This window comes from Lentzea kristufekii, from assembly GCF_033949925.1.
GTDB lineage: Bacteria > Actinomycetota > Actinomycetes > Mycobacteriales > Pseudonocardiaceae > Lentzea > Lentzea kristufekii.
In genome coordinates this window covers 23,262-43,807 of the sequence record NZ_JAXAVV010000005.1, presented here as the reverse complement: position 1 = coordinate 43,807, position 20,546 = coordinate 23,262, and the positions used below count along the sequence as shown (strand labels likewise).

Genomic DNA, 20,546 nt, shown 5'->3' with positions numbered 1-20,546 from the left:
GCCTATCGTCCTCGCCGCTGGTTCCCCCGGCGTGCACCGGGTCCGTGGTGCTGCCCGTTCTGGTCGACGAGGTCCTGCTGGACCTGCCACTTGTCGTACGCGTCGACGATGTCGCCGACCAGGCGGTGGCGCACCACGTCCTGGCTGGTCAGCACCGAGAAGTGCACGTCGTCGACGCCTTCGAGGATGTCCCTGACGACCCGCAGACCGCTGCGCTGCCCGCCCGGGAGGTCGACCTGGGTGATGTCACCCGTGACGACCACCTTGGAGCCGAAGCCGAGGCGGGTGAGGAACATCTTCATCTGCTCGGGCGTCGTGTTCTGCGCCTCGTCGAGGATGATGAACGCGTCGTTGAGCGTGTTGTGCGTCAGCAGGTAGTCCTCGGTGACGTACAGGGAGTCCTGCGCCGCCACCTGGATGCACACCGTCTCCGTCCGGCCTGCGGGCTCGATGCTGTCGATGAACCGCATCGGACGCCCGCCGCCACCGGCCGCGTGGTACTTCTCCCGCTTGCGCTTGAGCCGGAACGGTTCGACGCCCTCGGGCAGCCTGATGTCGAGGACGTACGCGTCGTGGCGGTAACCGACGTCACGGCCCTTCGCCCTGCCCGGCTTGCGTCCCTCGGCCGGACGGCAGCGCCAGTAGGCGACGCCGCCGAGCGAGCGGACCAGTGCGACCACGTCGTCCCGCAGCCGCTCCGACGTCGTCGTGTACTGGACGCGGCAGGTGCGGCCGAGCTGGGTGACCGGGCCGCCGTCCGAGTCGAGCAGGCCCTGCAGGACGGCGAGACGCACGTCCGCGCTGTTGTGCAGGTAGAGCTCGGGCACGAACTTGGTGTGCGAACGGGTGCCGTGCAGTCCCAGCTCGCGCATCACGGCAGTCACGGGATTCGCGATCGTGATGACGTCGCCAGGCGTCCTGATGCGCCGCATCGTGTAGTCGACCTGGGACTTCTTCATCACCGCGATGTCCGGCTCCAGCGCGATCTGCAGTGCGAAGGCGAGTGCCGGGTCAGCGGTCGAGAACGACGGCGTCGTCGAGCCCGTGATGCACCCGTCGCCCAGCAGCAGGCCGAGCGCGTACGCGTTCATCGGCACTTCGCGTTCCGGCAGGCACACCGGTGCGCTGAGGAGCGGCAGCTCGTACCGCCGGGCGTGTGCCGCCCGCAGGTTGCCGATCATCTCCTTGGTCTCGAGCACTCGCCACGGCTTGTTCCGGCGCCGGTCGGACGCCGTCCGAACGGTCCAGAGGTGCTCACCGCAGGCGAGCGTCGACGAACCGTCCTGTGCCGTGACGCGGTAGACGTCCTTCTCACCCTGCGGGTAGACGCCCAGCACCGGGGTCGGCTCGCCGTTGGAGCCGATGACGAGGTCACCGACCTGCAGCGATCCGATCGGCCGGTAGCCGTCCGGGGTCAGGACCGGGGTGAAGATCGGCTGGGCGCGGCCACGCATGTAAGCCAGCGGTGCGACCTCGATCGTGCCCGCCTGCGTGAGGCGCGGGATCGACTCCGGGTCGACCATGTCGTGCAGCGCGTCGTAGAGCGGGCGCAGGTACGGGTCGATCTTCTCGTAGAGCGTGCCGGGCAGGTAGCCCAGGCGCTCGCCCGCCTCGACGGCCGGGCGGGTGAGGATGATGCGGTTGACCTGCTTGGCCTGCAGCGCCTGCACGGCCTTGGCCATGGCGAGGTACGTCTTGCCGGTGCCGGCGGGGCCGATGCCGAACACGATCGTGTTCTTGTCGATCGCGTCGACGTAGTGCTTCTGGTTCAGCGTCTTCGGCCTGATCGTGCGGCCTCGGCGGCTGACGATGTCGAGGCTCAGGACCTCGGCGGGCGACTCGACGTCGTTCGCGCTGAGCATCGCGACGATGCGGCGGACGGCGTTCTGGTCGATGGGCTGGCCACGGCCCGCGAGGGTGATGAGCTCGGAGAAGACGCGTTCGGCGAAGGCCACGTCGGCGGGGTCGCCGGACAAGGTGATCTCGTTCCCGCGCACGTGCACGTCGGCGTCGAGCAGTTCCTCCGCGAGGCGGAGGTTCTCGTCGCGCGACCCGAGCAGCGTGAGCACCGCGCCTTCCGGCACGGCGAACCGGGACTGACCTTCCTTGTTGCTCTGCTGGTTTTCTTCGGCCACGTGGCCCCGGCCTGCTTCCTGTCGCTCGGATCTGGTGCCGTCGATGCTAGTCCGGCCGAAAATGAGTGGCTACCGCTTTGCTCACGGTGTGTGCTCGGGAGCTGTGGAGATCCGCAGGCTTGGCGTTGAGGACGTACCCGAGTGCATGAAGCTGGTGACGGACCGGGGTTGGAGCTGGACGCCCGCGCAGTGGGAGATGCTGCTGGCCCTCGGTCCGGGCTTCGGCGCCTTCGACGGGACCGGGTTGCTCGGCACGACCCTGGTCACGCCGTATCCCGAGATGCAGGCGATCAGCGGCGTGCTGGTCGGTTCGTGGGCCGAACGCAGAGGCATCGCGGGCGCGCTGATGTCCAACGTGTTGGATGCGGGTCCGTCGGTCCTGTACGCGACCGCGATGGGTCAGCCGCTGTACGAGCGGCTCGGCTTTCACTCGGTCGGGCGTGCGGCGGCGTACCACGGCGAGCTCGGCGGCGCGGCGACCGGCGTGACACGTCCGGCGACGCCTGATGACCTGCCCGCGGTGGTGGCGCTGGACCGGGCGGCGAGCGGGTTCACGCGTGAGGCGTTCTGGGCGCATGTGTTCGGTCCGTCATCGGCGTACACGCCCCACGTCGCGAAGGACGGTTTCGTCTGCACGCGGCGCATGGATGAGACGTTGGTCATCGGTCCGCTCGTAGCACCGAACGCGGCGGCGGCGTGCGAGATCATTGCTGACGTGGCCGCCGGCGCCGGGCCGTCCCGCGTCGACGTGAGCGACCCGGACGTGACGGCGTTCCTGTCGGGCGAGGGTTACGAGATGCGCGGGGGCTGCGCGCTGATGGTGCACGGCGTCGACGACGTCGGCGGCGACCGCGGGCGGTACTTCGCGCCCGCGTCGCTCGCGCTGGGATGACTGGGGAAACTGTGGAACTGCGACGACTGACCTTGGACGACATCCCCGCGTGCTCCGACCTGGCGGAAAGCCGGTCGTGGCCGCGCGAGGAGAGCAAGTGGGAGTTCCTGCTCACGTACGGCGAGGGCTGGGGACTGTTCGACGAGCAGGGCCTCGTCGGCACGACGATCGTGACGCGCTATCCGGAGCTGGCGTCGGTCAGCATGGTGCTGGTCGCCGAACGCGCCGCGCGCCAGGGCCACGCCCGCCGCTTGGTGTCACACGTGCTGGACACGGGTGTCTCGACGTTGTTCGCGACGTCGATGGGCCGCCCGCTCTACGAGCAGCTGGGTTTCCACGCCGTCGGCTTCACCGACATCCACGCCGGGACGTTCACCGGACCGGCATCCGGCGTGTCGCACTTCGCGACCTCCGCCGACCTCGACGATCTCGTCGCGCTCGACACCAAGGTCACCGGCCTCACCCGGCCGTACCTGTGGGAGTCGCTGCTCAGGATGGGCACGGTCCGGATCTCCGAGCGCGGCGTCGCGGGCTCGTGGCAGGTGCGCGAAGGCCGGAAGCTGATCGGCCCGGTCATCGCGGACTCCCCCGCCGACGCGTGCGCGCTCATCGCCGACTGCGCCGCCGGCGATCCCAGCGTGCGCGTCGACGTGCACGACCCCGAGGTCATCGCGTTCGTGCGCGAGAACGGCCTGGAGTCGTGGGGTGAGGCCACCTGGATGGTCCGCGGTGCCGAGCAACTGCCGGGTGACCGCACCCGCTACCGCGCTCCGCTGCTGCAGGCGCTGGGCTAGAGACGTCGGCCGCCCAGCAGGTGCAGGTGGGCGTGGAAGACCTCCTGTCCGCTGTCCGGGCCGGTGTTGAAGAGCAGCCGGTAGCCCGACTCGGCCACGCCCTCGGCGTCGGCGACCTCCTTCGCGGCGGCGAAGAGGTCGCCGAGCTGGTCACCGGTCAGGTCGACGGCGTTCGGCACGTGGTCGCGCGGGATGAGCAGCACGTGCACGGGCGCCTTGGGCTGGATGTCGCGGAACGCGAGCGTCGTCTTGGTCTCGTGCACGATCCTCGCGGGAATCTCACCGTCGACGATCCGGCAGAACAGACAGGACATGCCCCAAGCTAAACGAACAGCCGGTCCAGCTGCTCGTCGACGGCCTCGACCATGTCGTCGACCGTGAGCTCGTCGGGGCCGAGCCCGTGGTGGATGTTGAGCCCGTCGATCAGCACGATGAACCGCCGCGCGGCCTTCATCGGCACGACGCCGGCCCGCAGCTCACCGGCTTCCTGCGCCGCGACGAGAACGCGTGCGACCCCGTCGTACAACTCGCGTGTGCCGATGCGTTCCAGCTCGTGCAACGACGGCTCGACCATCGCCCGCGGCAGGAACGACAGCAGCACCGCGGCCTCGACCCGGCGGTCGTCGTCCAGCGCCAGCATCTCGTGCGCGAAGGACCGCAGCACCTCCCGGTTGCCGGCGGTGGTGTCGATCTTCTCGAGCCGCGCGATGAACCGCCGGTACGCGAGCTCCATCGCGAATCCCAGCAACGCGTCCTGCGTCGGGAAGTAGTGGCGCAGCGACCCGCTCGACCAGCCGGACTCCGCGGCGACGGCACGCACGGACGCGTGGTCTATCCCGTCTCGCTGGACGATGCGCCACACTGCCTCAGCGAGTTCCCGGCGGCGTTCGTCGTGGTCGACAACCTTCGGCACCGGCCCTTTTTAGCAGTCGCGCGCGAGCCGGACGACAGCCGCGCGGCACCTCTCCCACGACTCGGTGCCCGGCGTGATCATGTCCATGTGGCCGGCTCCCCCGACCACGACGAGCTCCGCCTGCGGCTCGGCGGCGCAGAACCCGATCGACTGCTCGACCGGCACGTCCTCGTCCTGGTCACCGTGCACGCACACCACCGGCTTGCCGATGGGGATCAGCGCGGCCGGCGAGGCCTGCGCGAACTGCTCCTGGGTGCACAGCTCCAGCGCCCGCGGCGTGATGTGCTTCGTGAAGTCCAGCACCGCCGCCTGGGCGACCGCTCCGACCACTCGCGCGCTGTGCTTGGCCGCCCACACAGCGAGGTGGCCACCGGCGCTGTGCCCGAGCGTCACGACAGGCCCGATGTCGACGGCGTCGATGGCGGCGAGCACGTCCTCACCGGTCTGCGGCCACCCTCCGCCGCCGCTCACCCGCCGGTATTCGATGTTCCAGACGACAAATCCTTCTGCGACGAGCACGTCGGCAAGTGGGCGGCCGAGTTCGAGGCCGTAGCGCTGGTGCCAAAAACCACCGTGAATGACGACAACGGCACCCTGAGTCGCGGTCCCGGGAACGTAAAGCTCGCCGAACTGACTGGGATGGTCACCGTAAGCAATTCGCTGCACACGCAGAACTTACGTGAACGACAAGAATTCGCCGAGAAGCGCGCCGGTTCGATAGGGAGTGACGAACCCGCAGGCCAGGCGGCCGGAACGGCACCGCGCAAACAGGCCTGGAAACCAAAAGGGGCGCCTCGCGGTCCGAAGCCTGGGGGTCGCTTCGCCGCGAGGCGCCGACGCCGGACCGAGGGGGGAGGTGTCCGGCGAGTCTTTTGGTCAGAAGGTCTAATCGTCTACTCCGTTTCCGGATAGACCAATCAGCCCCACTGCGAACAAGAGTAACCCCAACCGCCTGCGGTTCGCTACAACTTGCGTCAAGCCAATCCATCCGATGTTCACCTTGGGAGTGATCGGGGTCACCACCTAGTAGTACGTACCCCGATGGCACCAAGAGCAACCGCCGCAGCGGTAGATGCACGCAGAACGGTTGGTCCCAATCGGACGATCCGGGCACCCGAAGATCGCAACGCGTCGAGTTCCTCAGGCGTGATTCCGCCTTCGGGACCCACGACGAGCAGCACGTCCCCGGAATCGGGCAGCGCGACGTCCGCGAGCCGTTCGGTCGCGCTTTCGTGCAACACGAGAGTGAGCGCCGACGATGACACGCGATGAGAGAGCTGGTTCGTGCTCACGGGTTCGTCGACGAACGGCACTCGCGCGCGGCGGGCCTGCTTGGCCGCCTCGCGAACCGTGGACCGCCAGCGCCCCAGCGCTTTCGCGCCGCGCGGGCCGTCCTCCCACTTCGCCACGCACCGGGCCGCGCGCCACGGCACCACGCCGTCCACACCGGCCTCGGTGGCGAGCTCGACCGCCAGCTCACCCCGGTCGCCCTTCACCAGGGCCTGGGCGAGCACGACGCGCGGTGCCGGTTCGGGCTCGACCCAGCGCTCGACCACGCGCAACGCCAGGGCGTCCTTCTCCACCGCCACCACGGAACAGCGCACCTGGGCACCGGAACCGTCCGACAGGACGAGTTCCTCGCCCGCGCGCAACCGCTTCACGGTGGCGGCGTGCCGGCCTTCCGGGCCGTCGAGCACGAACTCCTCACCGGAGGGCAACGCCTCGACGAGGAAGACCGGCAGGGTCACCGGTGGCCGCGCGAGGAGCGCAGGCGGGAGAACAGCCCGCCGCCGCCCTTGCCGTTGTGGGACAGGGAGGGTTCGTTCTCCCCGCGCATCTCGGCCAGGTCGCGCAGCAACGAGGCCTGTGCGGCGTCGAGCTTGGTCGGCACGACGACCTCGAGGTGCACGTGCAGGTCGCCGCGACCGTCGACACGGCCGGTGGACCGCAGCTTCGGCATGCCGCGGCCGGTCATGACGAGCTGCGTGCCCGGCTGCGTGCCCGGGTCGATCTGCAGTTCTTCCTCGCCGTCCAGGGTCTTCAACGGCAACGTGGCGCCCAGGGCGGCCGTCGTCATCGGGATCTGGACGATGCAGTGCAGGTCGGCGCCGTCGCGTTCGAAGATCTCGTGCGGGTGCTCCTCGACCTCGACGTAGAGGTCGCCGGCCGGGCCACCGCCGGGGCCGACCTCGCCCTGGCCCGCGAGGCGCACGCGCATGCCCTCGGCGACACCGGCGGGGATGTTCACCGAGATCGTGCGACGCGACCGCGTGCGGCCGTCACCGGCGCACTGCTGGCACGGGTCGGGGATGACCTCGCCGTAGCCGCGGCACACCGGGCACGGGCGCGACGTGACGACCTGGCCGAGGAACGAGCGCTGCACCGACTGCACCTCGCCGCGGCCGTGGCAGGTGTCGCACTGGACGGGCTTGGAGTTGTTCTGGGTGCCGGCGCCGTGACAGCGGTCGCACAGGATCGCCGTGTCGACGGTCAGCTCACGGGTGGTACCCGCCGCGCACTCCTCCAGCGTCATGTCGAGCCGGATCAGCGCGTCGGAACCGGGCTGCACGCGGCTGCGCGGCCCCCGGCCACCACCGGGCGAGGCACCGAAGAAGGCGTCCATGATGTCGCCGAGGCCGAAGCCCGCGAACGGGTCGCCACCCGCGCGGCCACCGCCGCCCGAGTCGAGCGGGTCGCCTCCCAGGTCGACGATGCGGCGCTTCTCGGGGTTCGACAACACCTCGTAGGCGGCCGTCACCTCCTTGAAGCGGGCCTCCTCGTTGGGATTGACGTCCGGGTGCAGCTGCCTCGCGAGCTTGCGATAGGCGCGCTTGATCTCATCCTGTGTCGCGTTCTGCGAGACACCGAGGATGCCGTAGTAATCCCTGGCCACCTTGTTCGCTTTCGTGTTCATCTCAAGTGCAAGACGTTTCTGGTCAACGACCGGTCAGGATCTCACCGACATAGTTGGCGACCGCGCGCACGGCGGCCATGGTCCCGGGGTAGTCCATGCGCGTCGGTCCGACGACGCCGAGGCCCCCGAGCGGGTTGTCACGGCTGCCGTAGCCGATGGACACCACGGAAGTGCTGCGCATCTCGGCGGCCTCGTTCTCCTCGCCGATGCGCACCAGCACGCGACCGGGGTCGCGGGAGGCGGCGAGCAGTTTGAGCACGACGACCTGCTCCTCCAGCGCCTCCAGCACCTGCCGCAGCGAGCCCGGGAAGTCGGTGATGCTGCGCGTGAGGTTCGCGGTACCGCCGAGCACCAGCCGTTCCTCGGGGTGCTCCACCAGCGTCTCGATGAGCACAGTAGCGACTCGCAGCATCGGATCGCGCAGGTTCGACGGTACCTCGTCGGGCAGCTCGGCGACCTTGGCACTCGCCTCGGCCAGCCGCTGCCCCGCCATCGCCTGGTTCAGCACACCGCGCAGCTGGGCCGTGTGCTCCTCGCTGATCACGTCCCCGAGCTCGACGATCCGCTGGTCGACGCGGCCGGTGTCGGTGATGAGCACCAGCATCAGCCGCGACGGCGTGATCGGCAGCACCTCCAGGTGACGCACGGCCGCACGCGACAGCGTCGGCACCTGGATCACCGCCACCTGCCGGGTCAGCTGCGCGAGCAACCGCACGCTGCGGCGCATCACGTCGTCGAGGTCGATCGCGCCGTCGAGGAAGCTGCGGATGGCCCGCCTCTCGGCCTGCGAGAGCGGCTTGATCTCGCTCAGCTTGTCGACGAAGAGCCGGTAGCCCTTGTCGGTCGGCACGCGCCCCGCGCTGGTGTGCGGCTGGGCGATGTACCCCTCGTCCTCCAGCGCGGCCATGTCGTTGCGCACGGTCGCGCTCGACACACCCAGGTTGTGCCGGTCGACCAGGGCTTTCGACCCCACGGGCTCCTGGTTGGACACGTAGTCGGCAACGATGGCGCGAAGCACCTCGAAACGACGCTCGTCGGCGTTCACCGCTGTTCACCTCCATGTCCACTGCTCCCGAGTTTACCCAGCCCGTTTCCTGCCTGGTGCGCGCTCTGAAGTCGTGCTCGATCCGGCCTCCGGTTTTTTGTCGGTGGCGATCGCTAGGGTCCAAACGTGGACAACGTTGTGTGGCTGCGGCCACCCGGCAAGCCATGCCTGGTGCTCAGCGACGACGAGTGGTGGAAGGGCTCGGTCGTCTGGGAAGAGGCCCGCAGGGAGGACGGGCTCTGGTGGGGCACGGTGACGTACGACAAAGACGGACAGAAGATCACCGAGGTGCGCAGTCAGCACGACCTGCGCGCCCGCTGATCAGGGAAGCAGGCGCCTGACCACGGCGTCGGCGAGCAGCCGTCCGCGGTCGGTCAGCACGCAGCGGTCGTCGTGCGGTTCGAGGAGTCCGTCGGCGATCGCCTGCTTCGCCTCCTCGCGGCCGGCGTCGTCCAGCACGTCCATCGGCAGGCCTTCGGCGAGGCGCAGTTCCAGCAGCACCCGTTCGACGCGCTGGTCCTCGGCCGCCAACGTCTCGCGGCCTGCGGCGGGCGACTTGCCCTCGGCCAGCAGGGCCGAGTAGCGCGCGGGGTGCTTCACGTTCCAGAAGCGCACCCCGCCCACGTGGCTGTGCGCGCCGGGGCCGAAGCCCCACCAGTCGGCGCCCTTCCAGTAAAGGACGTTGTGCCGGCACTGCGCCTGCGCGGACGTCGCCCAGTTCGACACCTCGTACCAGGAGAAGCCCGCGCCGCTCAGCACCGAGTCGACCATCTCGTACGACGAGGCCAGCACGTCGTCGTCGGGCATGGGCAGGTCGCCGCGGCGGATGCGGCGGGCGAGGCCGGTGCCGTCCTCCACGATCAACGCGTAGGCGGACACGTGGTCGACGCCCGCGGCCAGCACGGCGTCGAGGGATTCGGCCAGATCCGAGGGTCGTTCCCCCGGTGTGCCATAAATCAGGTCCAGGTTCACGTGCTCGAACCCGGCTTCACGGGCCTCCAGTGCGGCTTCACCCGGACGGCCGGGCGTGTGCTTGCGGTCCAGGACGGCGAGAACGTGCCGCGCGGCCGACTGCATCCCCAGGGACACGCGCGTGTAGCCGGCGTCCCGGATGCCTTCGAAGAACGGAACAGAGGTCGACTCGGGGTTCGACTCCGTCGTCACCTCGGCGTCGGGAGCCAGGCCGAACGACTGCCGCACCGCGTCCAGCACGTCGCCGAGACCCGAGGCGCCCAGCAGGGACGGCGTGCCACCGCCGACGAACACGGTCTGGGCGGGCACGGCGGACCCGAGGACGGACGCGGCCAGGTCCAGTTCGCGGCGCAGGCCCTCCAGCCACGACTGCGGTGACGCGGAGGAACCCAGCTCGCCGGGCGTGTAGGTGTTGAAGTCGCAGTAGCCGCAACGGGTCGCGCAGAACGGCACGTGCACGTAGACGCCGAAGGGGCGCGAGCCGACACCGGCGAGAGCGGAAGGAGGAAGCGAACCGTCGGCGGGCGCGGGCTCGCCATCGGGCAAAGCGGAGGGCATGACTCCCAGTGTCCCCTACACGGCCCGAATGGCGGTGTTCGACCAGGGAAAGTATCTGTCGGTGACAGAATAATTACGGAGTGAAACCGGCCTAAGATGTCAACTTCCCCTCGTCGATCCCAGCATTCGGTTGGCGGTGGACCACGCACTGGACGACATGCACACTGAGGTCATGCATTCGACTGGAGTCCGCCTCGTGGCCCGCCGCCACGTCGACTTCCGTCGTGTCTCCAGCGCGATGTGCCGTCGTTCGGCATGACCGCGCGCTGATTTGTTCCCGTCAGCGCTCGGCGCGCTGACGAGGCCCCCACCACAAGCACCTCCGGGCTCGCACGCGCACTGAGCGCCTCGAAACCCGGAGGATGGCGATGGCCACGCCGCAGACGTCACCGCGTGCCAAGCAGCGTCGCGGCGAGGGGCAGTGGGCACTCGGTTACCGAGAGCCGTTGAACCCCAACGAGCGGAGCAAGAAGGACGACAACCCGCTCAACGTCCGCGCCCGCATCGAGAACATCTACGCCCACGGCGGTTTCGACTCGATCGACCCGGCCGACCTGCGCGGACGGTTCCGCTGGTACGGCCTCTACACCCAGCGCAAGCCCGGCATCGACGGCGGCCGCACGGCCACCCTGGAGCCGGAGGAGCTGGACGACGAGTTCTTCATGATGCGCGTCCGCAGTGACGGCGGTGCGCTCACCACGGAGCAGTTGACGGTCCTCGGCGAGATCTCGCAGACCTACGCCCGTGACACCGCGGACATCACCGACCGGCAGAACATCCAGTACCACTGGATCCGGGTCGAGGACGTTCCCACGATCTGGCAGAAGCTCGAAGCCGTCGGCCTGACGACGATGGAGGCGTGTGGCGACAGCCCGCGCGTCATCCTCGGTTCGCCGGTCGCGGGCATCTCGCAGGACGAGATCATCAACGGGCAGCCGGCGATCGACACGATCCTCGAGCGCTACATCGGCGACCCGCGCTTCTCCAACCTGCCGCGCAAGTTCAAGACGGCCATCTCCGGTCTGCAGGACGTCGCGCACGAGATCCACGACATCGCGTTCGTCGGCGTGAACCACCCCGAGCACGGGCCGGGCTTCGACCTCTGGGTCGGCGGCGGCCTGTCCACGAACCCCATGCTGGGCAAGCGCCTGGGCGCCTGGGTGCCGCTCGACGAGGTGCCGGACGTGTGGGAAGCCGTCATCAGCGTCTTCCGCGACTACGGCTACCGCCGCCTGCGCCACCGCGCGCGCATCAAGTTCCTCGTCGCCGACTGGGGCCCGGAGAAGTTCCGCCAGGTCGTCGAGGACGAGTACCTCAAGCGCAAGATGATCGACGGCCCGGCGCCGGAGACCCTGGACCAGCAGCTCGACCACATCGGCGTGCACAAGCAGAAGGACGGCCTGTTCTACGTCGGCGCCGCGCCGGTCGCGGGCCGGGTCTCGGGTTCGATCCTCGTCGAGGTGGCGAAGTTCGCCGAACGGGCCGGCTCGAACCGCGTCCGCTTCACGCCGCAGCAGAAGATCATCGTGCTGGACGTGCCCGAGGCCGAGATCCCCGCGCTCAAGAGCGATCTCGCCAAGCTGGGCCTGCAGGTCGACCCGTCGCCGTGGCGCCGGGGCATCATGGCCTGCACCGGGATCGAGTTCTGCAAGCTCGCGATCGTCGAGACGAAGGCACGTGCCCTCGACCTCGTCACGCAGCTCGAAGCCAACCTCAAGGACATCGTCGACGGTGTCACGGCGCCGATCACGGTGCACATCAACGGCTGCCCCAACTCCTGCGCCCGAATCCAGACCGCGGACATCGGCCTCAAGGGCCAGATCGTCACCGACGAGCAGGGCAACCAGGTCGAGGGCTTCCAGGTGCACCTCGGCGGCGGACTCGGCCTCGACGCCGGGTTCGGCCGGAAGCTGCGCGGCCACAAGGTGACCGCGGCCGAACTGCCCGAGTACGTCGAGCGGGTCGTGCGGAACTTCGTCGCCCAGCGCGAGACCGACGAGCGGTTCGCGCAGTGGGTCGGCCGGGCGGAAGAGGGTTCGCTGCGATGACCGAACGCGCGACGCCGTTCTACTGCCCCTACTGCGGCGACGAGGACCTCCGGCCGCAGGAGGAACCCAGCTACGCGTGGCTGTGCACCGGGTGCCGCCGCGTCTTCAAGGTCTCGTTCGTCGGGCTCAACCTGCCGCAGGAGGTGAAGAAGTGAGCGATCTCAAGGAAGACCTCAAGATCGTCGCCGAGGCCGCGGAGCTGGAGCTGAAGGACGCGAACGCCGAAGAGGCGCTGGAGTGGGTCGCGCGGACGTTCGGCGACAACTACATCGTCGCCTCCAACATGCAGGACGCCGTGCTGATCGACCTCGCCGCCAAGGTGAAGCCGAACTTCGACGTGCTGTTCCTGGAGACGGGCTACCACTTCCCGGAGACCATCGGCGTGCGTGACGCCGTCGGGGTCGTCTACCCGGAGGTGCGCATCGTCAACGCCGCCGCCGAGCAGTCCGTCGCGGACCAGGAGGCGGAGTTCGGCCTGCTGTACCAGTCGGATCCGGCGAAGTGCTGCAACCTGCGCAAGGTCGTGCCGCTGCGCCGGGAGCTCGCGAAGTACGACGCGTGGGTCACCGGTGTGCGCCGCGTGGACGCCCCGACGCGGGCGAACACGCCGATCGTGCAGTGGGACGAGCGCAACGGCCTGGTGAAGATCAACCCGATCGCGCCGTGGAGCGACGACGAGTTCAACGCCTACATCCGCGAGAAGGGCATCCTCGAGAACCTGTTGGTGCAGGAGGGCTATCCCTCCATCGGCTGCCTGCCGTGCACCGCCAAGCCGTTGCCGGGCCAGGACGCCCGCAGCGGCCGGTGGGCGGGCCAGTCCAAGACGGAATGTGGGTTGCACGGATGACACTGGCTCTGGACACCCTGGGACGCCTCGAATCCGAGGCGATCCACATCTTCCGCGAGGTCGCGGGCGAGTTCGACCGGCCGGTGATCCTCTTCTCCGGCGGCAAGGACTCGACGCTGCTGCTGCACCTCGCGATCAAGGCGTTCTACCCGGCGCCGGTGCCGTTCCCGCTGCTGCACGTCGACACCGGGCACAACTTCGACGAGGTCATCGAGTTCCGCGACCGCGTCGTCGCGCAGCACGGTCTGCGCCTGGAGGTCGCGAAGGTCCAGGACTGGATCGACGACGGCCGTCTCGAGGAGCGCCCGGACGGCACGCGCAACCCGTTGCAGACCGTGCCGCTGCTGGACTCCATCACGCAGCACAAGTTCGACGCGGTCTTCGGCGGCGGCCGCCGGGACGAGGAACGCGCCCGCGCCAAGGAGCGGATCTTCAGCCTGCGCACGGCGTTCGGCCAGTGGGACCCGAAGCGCCAGCGCCCGGAGCTGTGGAACCTCTACAACGGCCGGCACCGCGCCGGTGAGCACGTCCGCGTGTTCCCGCTGTCCAACTGGACCGAGCTCGACGTGTGGAACTACATCGAGCGCGAGGGCATCGAGCTTCCGGACATCTACTACTCGCACCAGCGCGACGTGTTCCTGCGCGACGGCATGTGGCTCGCCGAGGGCCCGTGGGGCACCGCGCGCGAGGGCGAGACGTTGCTGCGCAAGACGGTTCGCTACCGCACGGTCGGCGACGGCTCCTGCACGGGTGCCGTCGAGTCCGACGCCGCCGACATCCACGCGGTGATCGCCGAGGTCGCCGCGTCACGACTGACCGAGCGCGGCGCCACGCGGGCCGACGACCGGCTGTCCGAGGCCGCCATGGAAGACCGCAAGCGGGAGGGCTACTTCTAAATGAGCGACCTGTTGAGGCTGGCCACCGCGGGCAGCGTGGACGATGGGAAGTCCACGCTCGTCGGCAGGTTGCTCTACGACACCAAGTCCGTGCTCGCGGACACGCTCGACGCCGTGCATCGCGCGAGCGCCGACCGAGGTCTCGCGACGCCGGACCTGTCACTGCTGGTCGACGGCCTGCGTTCGGAACGCGAGCAGGGCATCACGATCGACGTGGCGTACCGCTACTTCGCGACGCCCAAGCGGTCGTTCGTGCTCGCCGACACCCCCGGTCACGTCCAGTACACCCGCAACACCGTCACCGGTGCCTCCACCGCGCAGCTCGCGGTGCTGCTCGTCGACGCGCGCAAGGGCGTCATCGAGCAGACTCGGCGCCACGCGGCGGTTCTCGCGCTGCTGGGCGTGCCCAGGCTCGTCCTCGCGGTCAACAAGATCGACCTCGTGGACTACGACGAGGTGACGTTCTCCCGCATCGCCAAGGAGTTCACGGCACACGCCACGGCTCTCGGCTACACCGAGGACGCGGTCGTCGAGATCCCGGTCTCGGCGCTGGCCGGCGACAACGTCGTGGACAAGTCCGCGAACACACCCTGGTACTCCGGCCCGACCCTGCTGGAGCACCTGGAGAACGTGCCGGTCGAGCCCGACCCGCACGACGCCCCGTTCCGCTTCCCGGTGCAGTACGTGATCCGCCCGCGCACCGCCGAGCACCTCGACTACCGGGGCTACGCCGGTCTGATCGCGGCGGGCACGGTCAAGCCGGGCGACGAGATCGTCGTGCTGCCCTCCGGCCGTCGCTCGACGGTCACCAAGATCGACACCGCGGACGGCGAACTGACCGAGGCGGCGGCCGGCCAGTCCGTCACGCTGCTGCTGGCCGACGACATCGACATCTCGCGCGGCGACCTGATCTCGGTGGCGGGCAACGAGCCCACCGTCACCGACGAGCTGGACGCCACCCTCTGCTGGCTCGCGGAGAAGCCGCTGCGGCCCGGCGCACGAGTCCTCGTCAAGCACGGCACGCGCACCGTGCAGGCGATGGTCACCGACCTGCGCGACCGCTTCGACGAGCAGAACCTGTCCAGTGTGGACAGCCCCGGCTCGCTGGAGCTCAACGAGATCGGCCGAGTGGCACTGCGACTGGCGGAGCCCGTTCCGCTGGACGACTACAGCTTCAGCCGGCGCACCGGGTCCTTCCTGGTGATCGACGCGAGTGACGGTTCCACTCTCGCCGCCGGACTGGTCGGGGCTCCACTGCCGCTGCTTGAGGACGGCGTGGAGAGCTGTACCGGGGGCAGCGCCGCTGCCCCGGACGACCACGCCCTCGTCTCCCCCGGTCCGTGAAAGGCCAGCTTCCCGTGAACCTCAAGCCCGCAATCGCCGTCGCGCTCATCGCACTGTCAGCACTGTCCGGTTGCAGCCGCCGCGCCACCGACGAACCGGCCACGGTCGGGTCGAAGGGTGCCGCGACCGAGGTCCGCCTCGGGTACTTCCCGAACGTGACCCACGCCGCCGCGCTGATCGGCGTCGACAAGGGCTTGTTCGCGAAGGATCTCGGCGGCACCAAGCTGACGACGCAGACGTTCAACGCGGGCCCCGACGAGGTGAACGCCCTGCTGGGCGAGTCGCTCGACATCGCGTACATCGGCTCCGGCCCGGCGATCAACGCCTACGCGAAGTCCAAGGGCGAGGCCGTGAAGCTCATCGCGGGTGCCACGTCCGGTGGCGCTCAGCTCGTGGTGAAGCCCGAGATCAACTCGATCGAGGACCTCAAGGGCAAGGTCGTCGCCACGCCGCAGCTCGCGAACACGCAGGACGTGTCGCTGAAGAAGTTCCTGGCGGAGAAGAACCTCACCGGCCAGGTGACCGTGCAGAACGCGGAGAACGCGGCGTCGCTCGACCTGTTCAAGAGGGGCGACGTCCAGGCCGCCTGGGCACCGCAGCCGTGGTCGGCACGCCTGGTCGCCGAGGCCGGCGCCAAGGTGCTGGTGGACGAGAAGACGCTGTGGGAGGGCGGGGCGTTCCCGACCACCGTGGTCATCGTGCGGACGAAGTTCCTGCAGGAGCACCCGGAGACGGTCGAGGCGGTGCTGAAGGGTCACGTCGCCGCGATCGACTGGGCGAAGGCCAACTCCGACGAGGCCAAGAAGTCCGTGAACGCCTCGCTGGAGAAGCTCACGTCCAAGAAGCTCGGCGACAAGATCCTCGACGCCGCGTGGGACAACATCGAGCTGACGACCGACGCGCAGGCCAAGTCCTTCCCGCAGCTCGCGAAGGACGCCGTGACGGCGGGCGTGGCCAAGGAGGCCGCGAACGTCGCCGGGTACGCCGACTTCACGTTGCTGAACAAGGTTCTCCAGGCACAGGGCAAGCCGCAGGTACAAGCAGCCGGACTGGACCAGAAGTAAGTCTTCGACGCCGAGGGAAGGCACACGACCATGACCGCCACGCTCGAGACCACTGTCCCGTCCACTGTGGACACCGCCGTCGAACTGGCCGGAGTCCGGAAGGTGTTCGGCCACGGCAACTCGGCCGTGGTAGCGCTCGACGGGGTCGACCTGTTGGTCAAGCCCGGTGAGTTCGTGTGTCTTCTCGGCGCCTCCGGCTGCGGCAAGAGCACGCTGCTCAACATCGTCGCGGGCCTCGACGCCGCGACGTCCGGCGAGTTGCAGCTCAACACCTCGCGTCCGGCCGTGATGTTCCAGGAGCCCGCGCTGATGCCGTGGCTCACCGCCGCGCGCAACGTCGAGCTGGCGCTGCGCTTCGCCGGTGTCGGCCGGCTGGCGCGCAAGCGCCGCGCGCTGGACCTGCTGGAACTGGTGCGGCTGGGCGACGTCGCGGACAAGCGTCCGCACGAGCTCTCCGGTGGTATGCGTCAGCGCGTGGCCCTGGCTCGCGCGCTGGCGTCCACCACCGTCTCCGCGGACGGCGCTCCCGCCCTGCTGCTGATGGACGAGCCGTTCGCGGCCCTCGACGCCATCACGCGCGACGTGCTGCAGAGCGAACTGCTGCGCGTCTGGGAGACCACGAACACCGCGATCATCTTCGTGACGCACGACGTGCGCGAGGCCGTTCGCCTCGGCCAGCGCGTCGTGCTGCTGTCCTCACGTCCCGGCCGCGTCGTGCGCGAATGGGACGTCACCGACTCCTCGGACGACGTCCTCGCCGAGATCAACACCCATCTGCGAGAGGTCATCAGTGGCCACGCCTCCTGACACGCTCGACAAGGTCGGCGCCGGCCTCGACGCGCTCGATGTGCCCGTGGAGGAGCACAAGCCGCCGGTCTGGCGCCGTTTCCTGAAGACGGGCGTGCCACCCATCATCGCCTTCGCGCTGCTCCTGGGCGTGTGGCAGGCGTTGTGGGCTTCGGCTCTGGTGCCCGAGTTCCAGCTCCCCGCTCCCGTCGACGTGTGGGACGAGCTGGTCCGCTCGATCTCCACCGGCGAGGCGTTCGGCATCCTGTGGACCTCGTTGCACCGCGCGGTGCTCGGGTTCCTCGCGGCGGTCGTGATCGCGACGCCGCTGGGGTTGCTGATCGCCAAGGTGCGGGTGGTGCGCGCGGCGATCGGGTCGTTGCTGACCGGCCTGCAGTCACTTCCCTCGGTGGCCTGGGTTCCGGCGGCGATCCTGTGGTTCGGCGTGACGCCGTCCACGATCTACTTCGTGGTGCTGATGGGCTCGGTGCCGTCGATCGCGAACGGCCTGGTGGCGGGCATCGACCAGATCCCGCCGCTGCTGCCGCGCGTGGGGCGCGCCCTGGGTGCCGGCCGGCTCGCCTCGGCCCGCCACATCCTGCTCCCCGCCGCCCTCCCCGGTTATCTGGCGGGTCTCAAGCAGGGCTGGGCGTTCTCGTGGCGGTCACTGATGGCCGCGGAGATCATCGCGACGTCACCCCAGCTCGGCGTCGGGCTCGGGCAGTACCTGCACAACGGGTCGTCGTTGAACGACATCAACATGGTGATCGCGGCGATCTTCCTGATCCTGCTGGTGGGCATCGGGATCGAGCTGCTGCTGTTCCGGCCGTTGGAGCGCGCTGTGCTGCGGGCCCGTGGACTGACGGGGGCGCTGTGATTCCCCTTGTCGCCGTCGCCCACGGCAGCCGTGATCCTCGTTCGGCCGCTTCGATCCATGCTTTGCTCGACGTGGTGCGCTCGTTGCGGCCCGAGCTGGACGTCCGCGGGTGTTTCCTGGACCTGTGCGCGCCGCGGCTGAACGACGTGCTGCGCGGACCCGCGGTGGTCGTGCCTTTGTTGCTGGGCAAGGCTTATCACGCCCGCGTCGACGTTCCGGCCGCCGTGGCCGAGTCGCGCGTGCCTGCTGTGGTGACTGACGTGCTGGGGCCGGATCCCCGGCTGGAGTCGGCGGCTCTGCGCCGGCTGTCCGAGGCCGGGGTGTCGTTCGGGGACAGGTCTTTGGGTGTGGTGCTGGCCGGTGCGGGCTCCTCGCACGCGCCCGCCAACGAGGCCGTGGCCCGCGTGGCTCGGCGCTGGGCTCGCGAGTCGGGCTGGGCCGGGGTGGAGGCGGCGTTCGCGTCGATCGCGTCGCCGACCGTGCCCGAGGCGATCGAACGGTTGAAGGCTCGCGGTGCCACTCGGATCGCGGTGGCGTCGTGGTTCCTGGCGCCGGGGTTGCTGCCGGACAAGGTGGCGAGGCTCGCGGGCGATGCCGTGGTGGCGCAGCCGTTGGGTGACGACGTGGAGGTCGCGCAGCTCGTGCTGGACCGCTACGACTTCGCCCTGGCACGCCAGACCGTCGCGGCTTAGCTTGTGCCGCAAGCAAATCCTTGGATCGCATTCAACGACCCGGGCAGGAATTGTCGGTGGCACCTGCGATCCTGTTTGGATGCATATGTTCGTCGACGAGTCGGAGCGGAGCGGCTACCTCATGGCAGCCGTCCTGATCGCCCCGAACGCACTGCACTCCACCCGCTCGTTGATGCGCGGCCTGTTGCTCCCCGGTTGTCGACGCGTGCACTTCAAGACCGAGAAACCCGCCCGGCGCAAGCTGATCGCCGACAAGCTGGCGTGCTGCGACCTCGTGGTCAACATCTACGTCGCGCGCGGCAAGAGCGAGAAAGTCCGTTCCAAGCTTCTCCCGCTGCTGGTCGATGACGCCGTCGGCGCAGGCGTCACCCGCCTGGTGCTCGATTCACGTGACCCCGTGGCCAACGGTCGCGACCGGCTGGTGATCGGCACCAGAACCAAGGCCCATGATGCTGGACTGGTGTACGAGCGGTGTGTCGCAGCTAACTCTTGGATTAGTGACGAGCGGGAGGGACGTCGGCAGGTGGCCGAGCTTCGATCATGAAGATCGCGCTCATGGCTGTCACCTGCACGGTTGGCGGTACTTGAGGTGATCAGCAAACGATTGCGCCGGTAGTTTTCTACCGCCAACTCGGCGGTAAATGTGCGTGAGAGCGCGACCATCCGGGGCTTTGGGCAACGAGCGACCACACCGCCCAGCCCTCTGCCCTGCTCAACGGAGCACAACTTAGCCGCGACGCTCTACGAGCACATCCAGTCGTCCTCGGAACCAGCGCTGTGGGTCAGCGACGCGCTCGCCTGGTGCCACGGCGCCGGCAGCGACTGGAAGCGGCGGATCGCACCCATCACCGGGACCATCGTCGACCTGGGCCAGCTCTAGAAAGCGCGAAGCCCAGGCAGCGACCGTCCGGACGCGCACCTGGGCTCACTTCCTCCACCTAGCGGCGAAGGCTATGCGCACAGCCTAGCACATTTGAGCCCAACCGCTCCCCCGCGCCACTTCCAGCCGCCGCCACAAGATCGAACGCACAGCGCCGTTCGGGCGATGTGAAGCGTGAACTGTTGACGTGAAACCTACTCATGAGTAGTCAGGTGCTTACGCCGCGTGCTGGAAGTGTCCCTCGTCCACTCATCGGGGAGAGGCCATGAAGCTAGCCGGAATCGCCGCAGCAGCACTGGTACCGATGCTGATGTTCGCCGCCAACGCGTCAGCAGCTCCGCAGACCATCACCTACAAGCTCCGGGCGAGCGCCGCCGGGCAGTCGTCGGACTTCACGCTCGACCAGGGCGTCGACGCGTCGGCACCCGCGACCGTCGCGCCCAACGGTTCGGTGGCGGTCACGATCGACCCCGCGCCCAACAAGATCCCGACCGAGGCCGGCGGCCGGCAGGTGCGGGAGATCAAGGGTCTCGCGCTGAGGTTGCCGGTGCCCGCCAACTCGAAGTTCCAGTCCGCGTCGCTCGCCGGCGGTTCGGGGCTGGGCGGCACGCCGACGGTTGCCTTGCAGGGCAACGACGTCGTGCTGAGCGTGCCAGGGCCGATCAAGGGCGGCGCGGACTTCGAGCTGCCCACCGTCACCATCAACCTGCAGGCGGGCGGCACCGGGACGATCACCACGAAGCTGGGTGGCACCAGCTACGACGCCCCGGGCCTCACCTTCACCGCCGTCGTCACCGTCATCGGGTTCCCGGTCAACGCCGCCGCGAAGGGCTACCCGGACCCGAGCCCCGTGCTGACCACGACCACGATCGGCTAGCGATCCTGACGC

General features: G+C 69.0%; 22 protein-coding genes and 3 pseudogenes. 15 read left to right on the top strand and 10 right to left on the bottom strand.

The window, feature by feature from the left end; translation table 11 throughout:
* Window positions 1–2 precede the first annotated feature (2 nt).
* From SK571_RS11685 to SK571_RS11675, 3 pseudogenes are all read right to left on the bottom strand, one after another.
* A pseudogene (locus tag SK571_RS11685) lies at window positions 3–359 on the bottom strand (PhoH family protein); the annotation flags it as partial.
* Between the two features lie 330 nt (window positions 360–689).
* Window positions 690–872, bottom strand: a pseudogene (locus SK571_RS11680) (hypothetical protein); the annotation flags it as partial.
* Between the two features lie 570 nt (window positions 873–1,442).
* Window positions 1,443–2,135: pseudogene (locus SK571_RS11675) on the bottom strand (PhoH family protein); the annotation flags it as partial.
* 145 nt (window positions 2,136–2,280) lie between these two features.
* Between SK571_RS11675 and SK571_RS11670 the strand changes: the two are divergent.
* Both SK571_RS11670 and SK571_RS11665 read left to right on the top strand, forming a co-directional pair.
* On the top strand, window positions 2,281–3,027 hold the full coding sequence (locus SK571_RS11670; RefSeq protein ID WP_319984071.1) for a GNAT family N-acetyltransferase: 747 nt from the start codon (window positions 2,281–2,283) through the stop codon (window positions 3,025–3,027).
* Window positions 3,028–3,038: 11 nt separating this feature from the next.
* Entirely contained in the window at window positions 3,039–3,821 is a 783-nt protein-coding gene (locus SK571_RS11665) for a GNAT family N-acetyltransferase (RefSeq protein ID WP_319984070.1), read from the top strand.
* Here SK571_RS11665 and SK571_RS11660 read toward each other — a convergent pair.
* The 6 genes from SK571_RS11660 to hrcA all read right to left on the bottom strand — a co-directional run bounded on the left by SK571_RS11660 (window position 3,818) and on the right by hrcA (window position 8,693).
* The gene (locus SK571_RS11660) at window positions 3,818–4,135 is read right to left on the bottom strand and encodes a histidine triad nucleotide-binding protein (protein WP_319984069.1); all 318 of its coding nucleotides are present in this window, start codon (window positions 4,133–4,135) and stop codon (window positions 3,818–3,820) included. The two genes, SK571_RS11665 and SK571_RS11660, sit on opposite strands and share 4 nt — an antisense overlap.
* Before the next feature lie 8 nt (window positions 4,136–4,143).
* The gene (locus tag SK571_RS11655; RefSeq protein ID WP_319984068.1) at window positions 4,144–4,734 is read right to left on the bottom strand and encodes a TetR/AcrR family transcriptional regulator; all 591 of its coding nucleotides are present in this window, start codon (window positions 4,732–4,734) and stop codon (window positions 4,144–4,146) included.
* Window positions 4,735–4,743: 9 nt separating this feature from the next.
* Window positions 4,744–5,400, bottom strand: a complete 657-nt coding sequence (locus SK571_RS11650) for an alpha/beta hydrolase (protein WP_319984067.1) — start codon at window positions 5,398–5,400, stop codon at window positions 4,744–4,746.
* A gap of 350 nt (window positions 5,401–5,750) precedes the next feature.
* Complete coding sequence (locus SK571_RS11645; protein ID WP_319984066.1) at window positions 5,751–6,482, bottom strand: 16S rRNA (uracil(1498)-N(3))-methyltransferase; 732 nt, start codon at window positions 6,480–6,482, stop codon at window positions 5,751–5,753.
* The gene (gene dnaJ, locus SK571_RS11640) at window positions 6,479–7,627 is read right to left on the bottom strand and encodes a molecular chaperone DnaJ (RefSeq protein WP_319984462.1); all 1,149 of its coding nucleotides are present in this window, start codon (window positions 7,625–7,627) and stop codon (window positions 6,479–6,481) included. Before dnaJ ends, SK571_RS11645 begins: the two co-directional genes overlap by 4 nt.
* 43 nt (window positions 7,628–7,670) lie before the next feature.
* On the bottom strand, window positions 7,671–8,693 hold the full coding sequence (gene hrcA / locus SK571_RS11635; protein ID WP_319984065.1) for a heat-inducible transcriptional repressor HrcA: 1,023 nt from the start codon (window positions 8,691–8,693) through the stop codon (window positions 7,671–7,673).
* 126 nt (window positions 8,694–8,819) lie between these two features.
* Here hrcA and SK571_RS11630 point away from each other — a divergent pair, with 126 nt between their 5' ends.
* The gene (locus tag SK571_RS11630) at window positions 8,820–9,014 is read left to right on the top strand and encodes a hypothetical protein (protein ID WP_319984064.1); all 195 of its coding nucleotides are present in this window, start codon (window positions 8,820–8,822) and stop codon (window positions 9,012–9,014) included.
* On the opposite strand, the gene hemW is transcribed toward SK571_RS11630, so the two are convergent.
* Window positions 9,015–10,223: a radical SAM family heme chaperone HemW gene (hemW, locus tag SK571_RS11625; RefSeq protein WP_319984063.1), complete on the bottom strand. Its 1,209-nt coding sequence runs from the start codon at window positions 10,221–10,223 to the stop codon at window positions 9,015–9,017.
* Window positions 10,224–10,380: 157 nt separating this feature from the next.
* On the opposite strand from hemW, the gene SK571_RS46355 reads away from it, so the two are divergent.
* From SK571_RS46355 to SK571_RS11570, 12 genes are all read left to right on the top strand, one after another.
* The gene (locus SK571_RS46355; RefSeq protein ID WP_406601977.1) at window positions 10,381–10,482 is read left to right on the top strand and encodes a putative leader peptide; all 102 of its coding nucleotides are present in this window, start codon (window positions 10,381–10,383) and stop codon (window positions 10,480–10,482) included.
* A gap of 109 nt (window positions 10,483–10,591) precedes the next feature.
* Window positions 10,592–12,271, top strand: a complete 1,680-nt coding sequence (locus SK571_RS11620) for a nitrite/sulfite reductase (protein ID WP_319984062.1) — start codon at window positions 10,592–10,594, stop codon at window positions 12,269–12,271.
* A complete protein-coding gene (locus SK571_RS11615; protein WP_090006108.1) occupies window positions 12,268–12,426 on the top strand; it encodes an Insertion element protein in 159 nt (52 codons plus the stop codon). The genes SK571_RS11620 and SK571_RS11615 overlap by 4 nt, the downstream gene beginning before the upstream one ends.
* On the top strand, window positions 12,423–13,118 hold the full coding sequence (locus SK571_RS11610) for a phosphoadenylyl-sulfate reductase (protein ID WP_319984061.1): 696 nt from the start codon (window positions 12,423–12,425) through the stop codon (window positions 13,116–13,118). Before SK571_RS11615 ends, SK571_RS11610 begins: the two co-directional genes overlap by 4 nt.
* Entirely contained in the window at window positions 13,115–14,014 is a 900-nt protein-coding gene (cysD, locus tag SK571_RS11605; RefSeq protein WP_266042548.1) for a sulfate adenylyltransferase subunit CysD, read from the top strand. Before SK571_RS11610 ends, cysD begins: the two co-directional genes overlap by 4 nt.
* The gene (locus tag SK571_RS11600) at window positions 14,015–15,358 is read left to right on the top strand and encodes a sulfate adenylyltransferase subunit 1 (protein ID WP_319984060.1); all 1,344 of its coding nucleotides are present in this window, start codon (window positions 14,015–14,017) and stop codon (window positions 15,356–15,358) included.
* Window positions 15,355–16,422: an ABC transporter substrate-binding protein gene (locus SK571_RS11595; protein ID WP_406601969.1), complete on the top strand. Its 1,068-nt coding sequence runs from the start codon at window positions 15,355–15,357 to the stop codon at window positions 16,420–16,422. The genes SK571_RS11600 and SK571_RS11595 overlap by 4 nt, the downstream gene beginning before the upstream one ends.
* A 30-nt stretch (window positions 16,423–16,452) precedes the next feature.
* Window positions 16,453–17,229 carry an ABC transporter ATP-binding protein gene (locus SK571_RS11590; protein WP_319984059.1) on the top strand — a complete coding sequence of 259 codons (777 nt, stop codon included), beginning with the start codon at window positions 16,453–16,455 and terminating at the stop codon, window positions 17,227–17,229.
* Complete coding sequence (locus tag SK571_RS11585) at window positions 17,213–18,085, top strand: ABC transporter permease (protein ID WP_319984058.1); 873 nt, start codon at window positions 17,213–17,215, stop codon at window positions 18,083–18,085. Before SK571_RS11590 ends, SK571_RS11585 begins: the two co-directional genes overlap by 17 nt.
* On the top strand, window positions 18,082–18,777 hold the full coding sequence (locus SK571_RS11580; RefSeq protein WP_319984057.1) for a sirohydrochlorin chelatase: 696 nt from the start codon (window positions 18,082–18,084) through the stop codon (window positions 18,775–18,777). Before SK571_RS11585 ends, SK571_RS11580 begins: the two co-directional genes overlap by 4 nt.
* A gap of 79 nt (window positions 18,778–18,856) precedes the next feature.
* Window positions 18,857–19,321: a hypothetical protein gene (locus SK571_RS11575; RefSeq protein ID WP_319984056.1), complete on the top strand. Its 465-nt coding sequence runs from the start codon at window positions 18,857–18,859 to the stop codon at window positions 19,319–19,321.
* Window positions 19,322–19,922: 601 nt separating this feature from the next.
* On the top strand, window positions 19,923–20,534 hold the full coding sequence (locus tag SK571_RS11570; protein ID WP_319984055.1) for a cyclase: 612 nt from the start codon (window positions 19,923–19,925) through the stop codon (window positions 20,532–20,534).
* The last annotated feature ends 12 nt before the right edge of the window (window positions 20,535–20,546 follow it).

Coding starts and splice junctions, on each gene's coding strand:
- SK571_RS11570 (WP_319984055.1), top strand. CDS start 19,923: ATGAAGCTAGCCGGAATCGCCGCAGCAGCACTGGTACCGATGCTGATG.
- hemW (WP_319984063.1), bottom strand. CDS start 10,223: ATGCCCTCCGCTTTGCCCGATGGCGAGCCCGCGCCCGCCGACGGTTCG.
- SK571_RS11660 (WP_319984069.1), bottom strand. CDS start 4,135: ATGTCCTGTCTGTTCTGCCGGATCGTCGACGGTGAGATTCCCGCGAGG.
- SK571_RS11590 (WP_319984059.1), top strand. CDS start 16,453: ATGACCGCCACGCTCGAGACCACTGTCCCGTCCACTGTGGACACCGCC.
- SK571_RS11620 (WP_319984062.1), top strand. CDS start 10,592: ATGGCCACGCCGCAGACGTCACCGCGTGCCAAGCAGCGTCGCGGCGAG.
- SK571_RS11575 (WP_319984056.1), top strand. CDS start 18,857: ATGCATATGTTCGTCGACGAGTCGGAGCGGAGCGGCTACCTCATGGCA.
- SK571_RS11615 (WP_090006108.1), top strand. CDS start 12,268: ATGACCGAACGCGCGACGCCGTTCTACTGCCCCTACTGCGGCGACGAG.
- SK571_RS11600 (WP_319984060.1), top strand. CDS start 14,015: ATGAGCGACCTGTTGAGGCTGGCCACCGCGGGCAGCGTGGACGATGGG.
- SK571_RS46355 (WP_406601977.1), top strand. CDS start 10,381: ATGCACACTGAGGTCATGCATTCGACTGGAGTCCGCCTCGTGGCCCGC.
- cysD (WP_266042548.1), top strand. CDS start 13,115: ATGACACTGGCTCTGGACACCCTGGGACGCCTCGAATCCGAGGCGATC.
- SK571_RS11670 (WP_319984071.1), top strand. CDS start 2,281: ATGAAGCTGGTGACGGACCGGGGTTGGAGCTGGACGCCCGCGCAGTGG.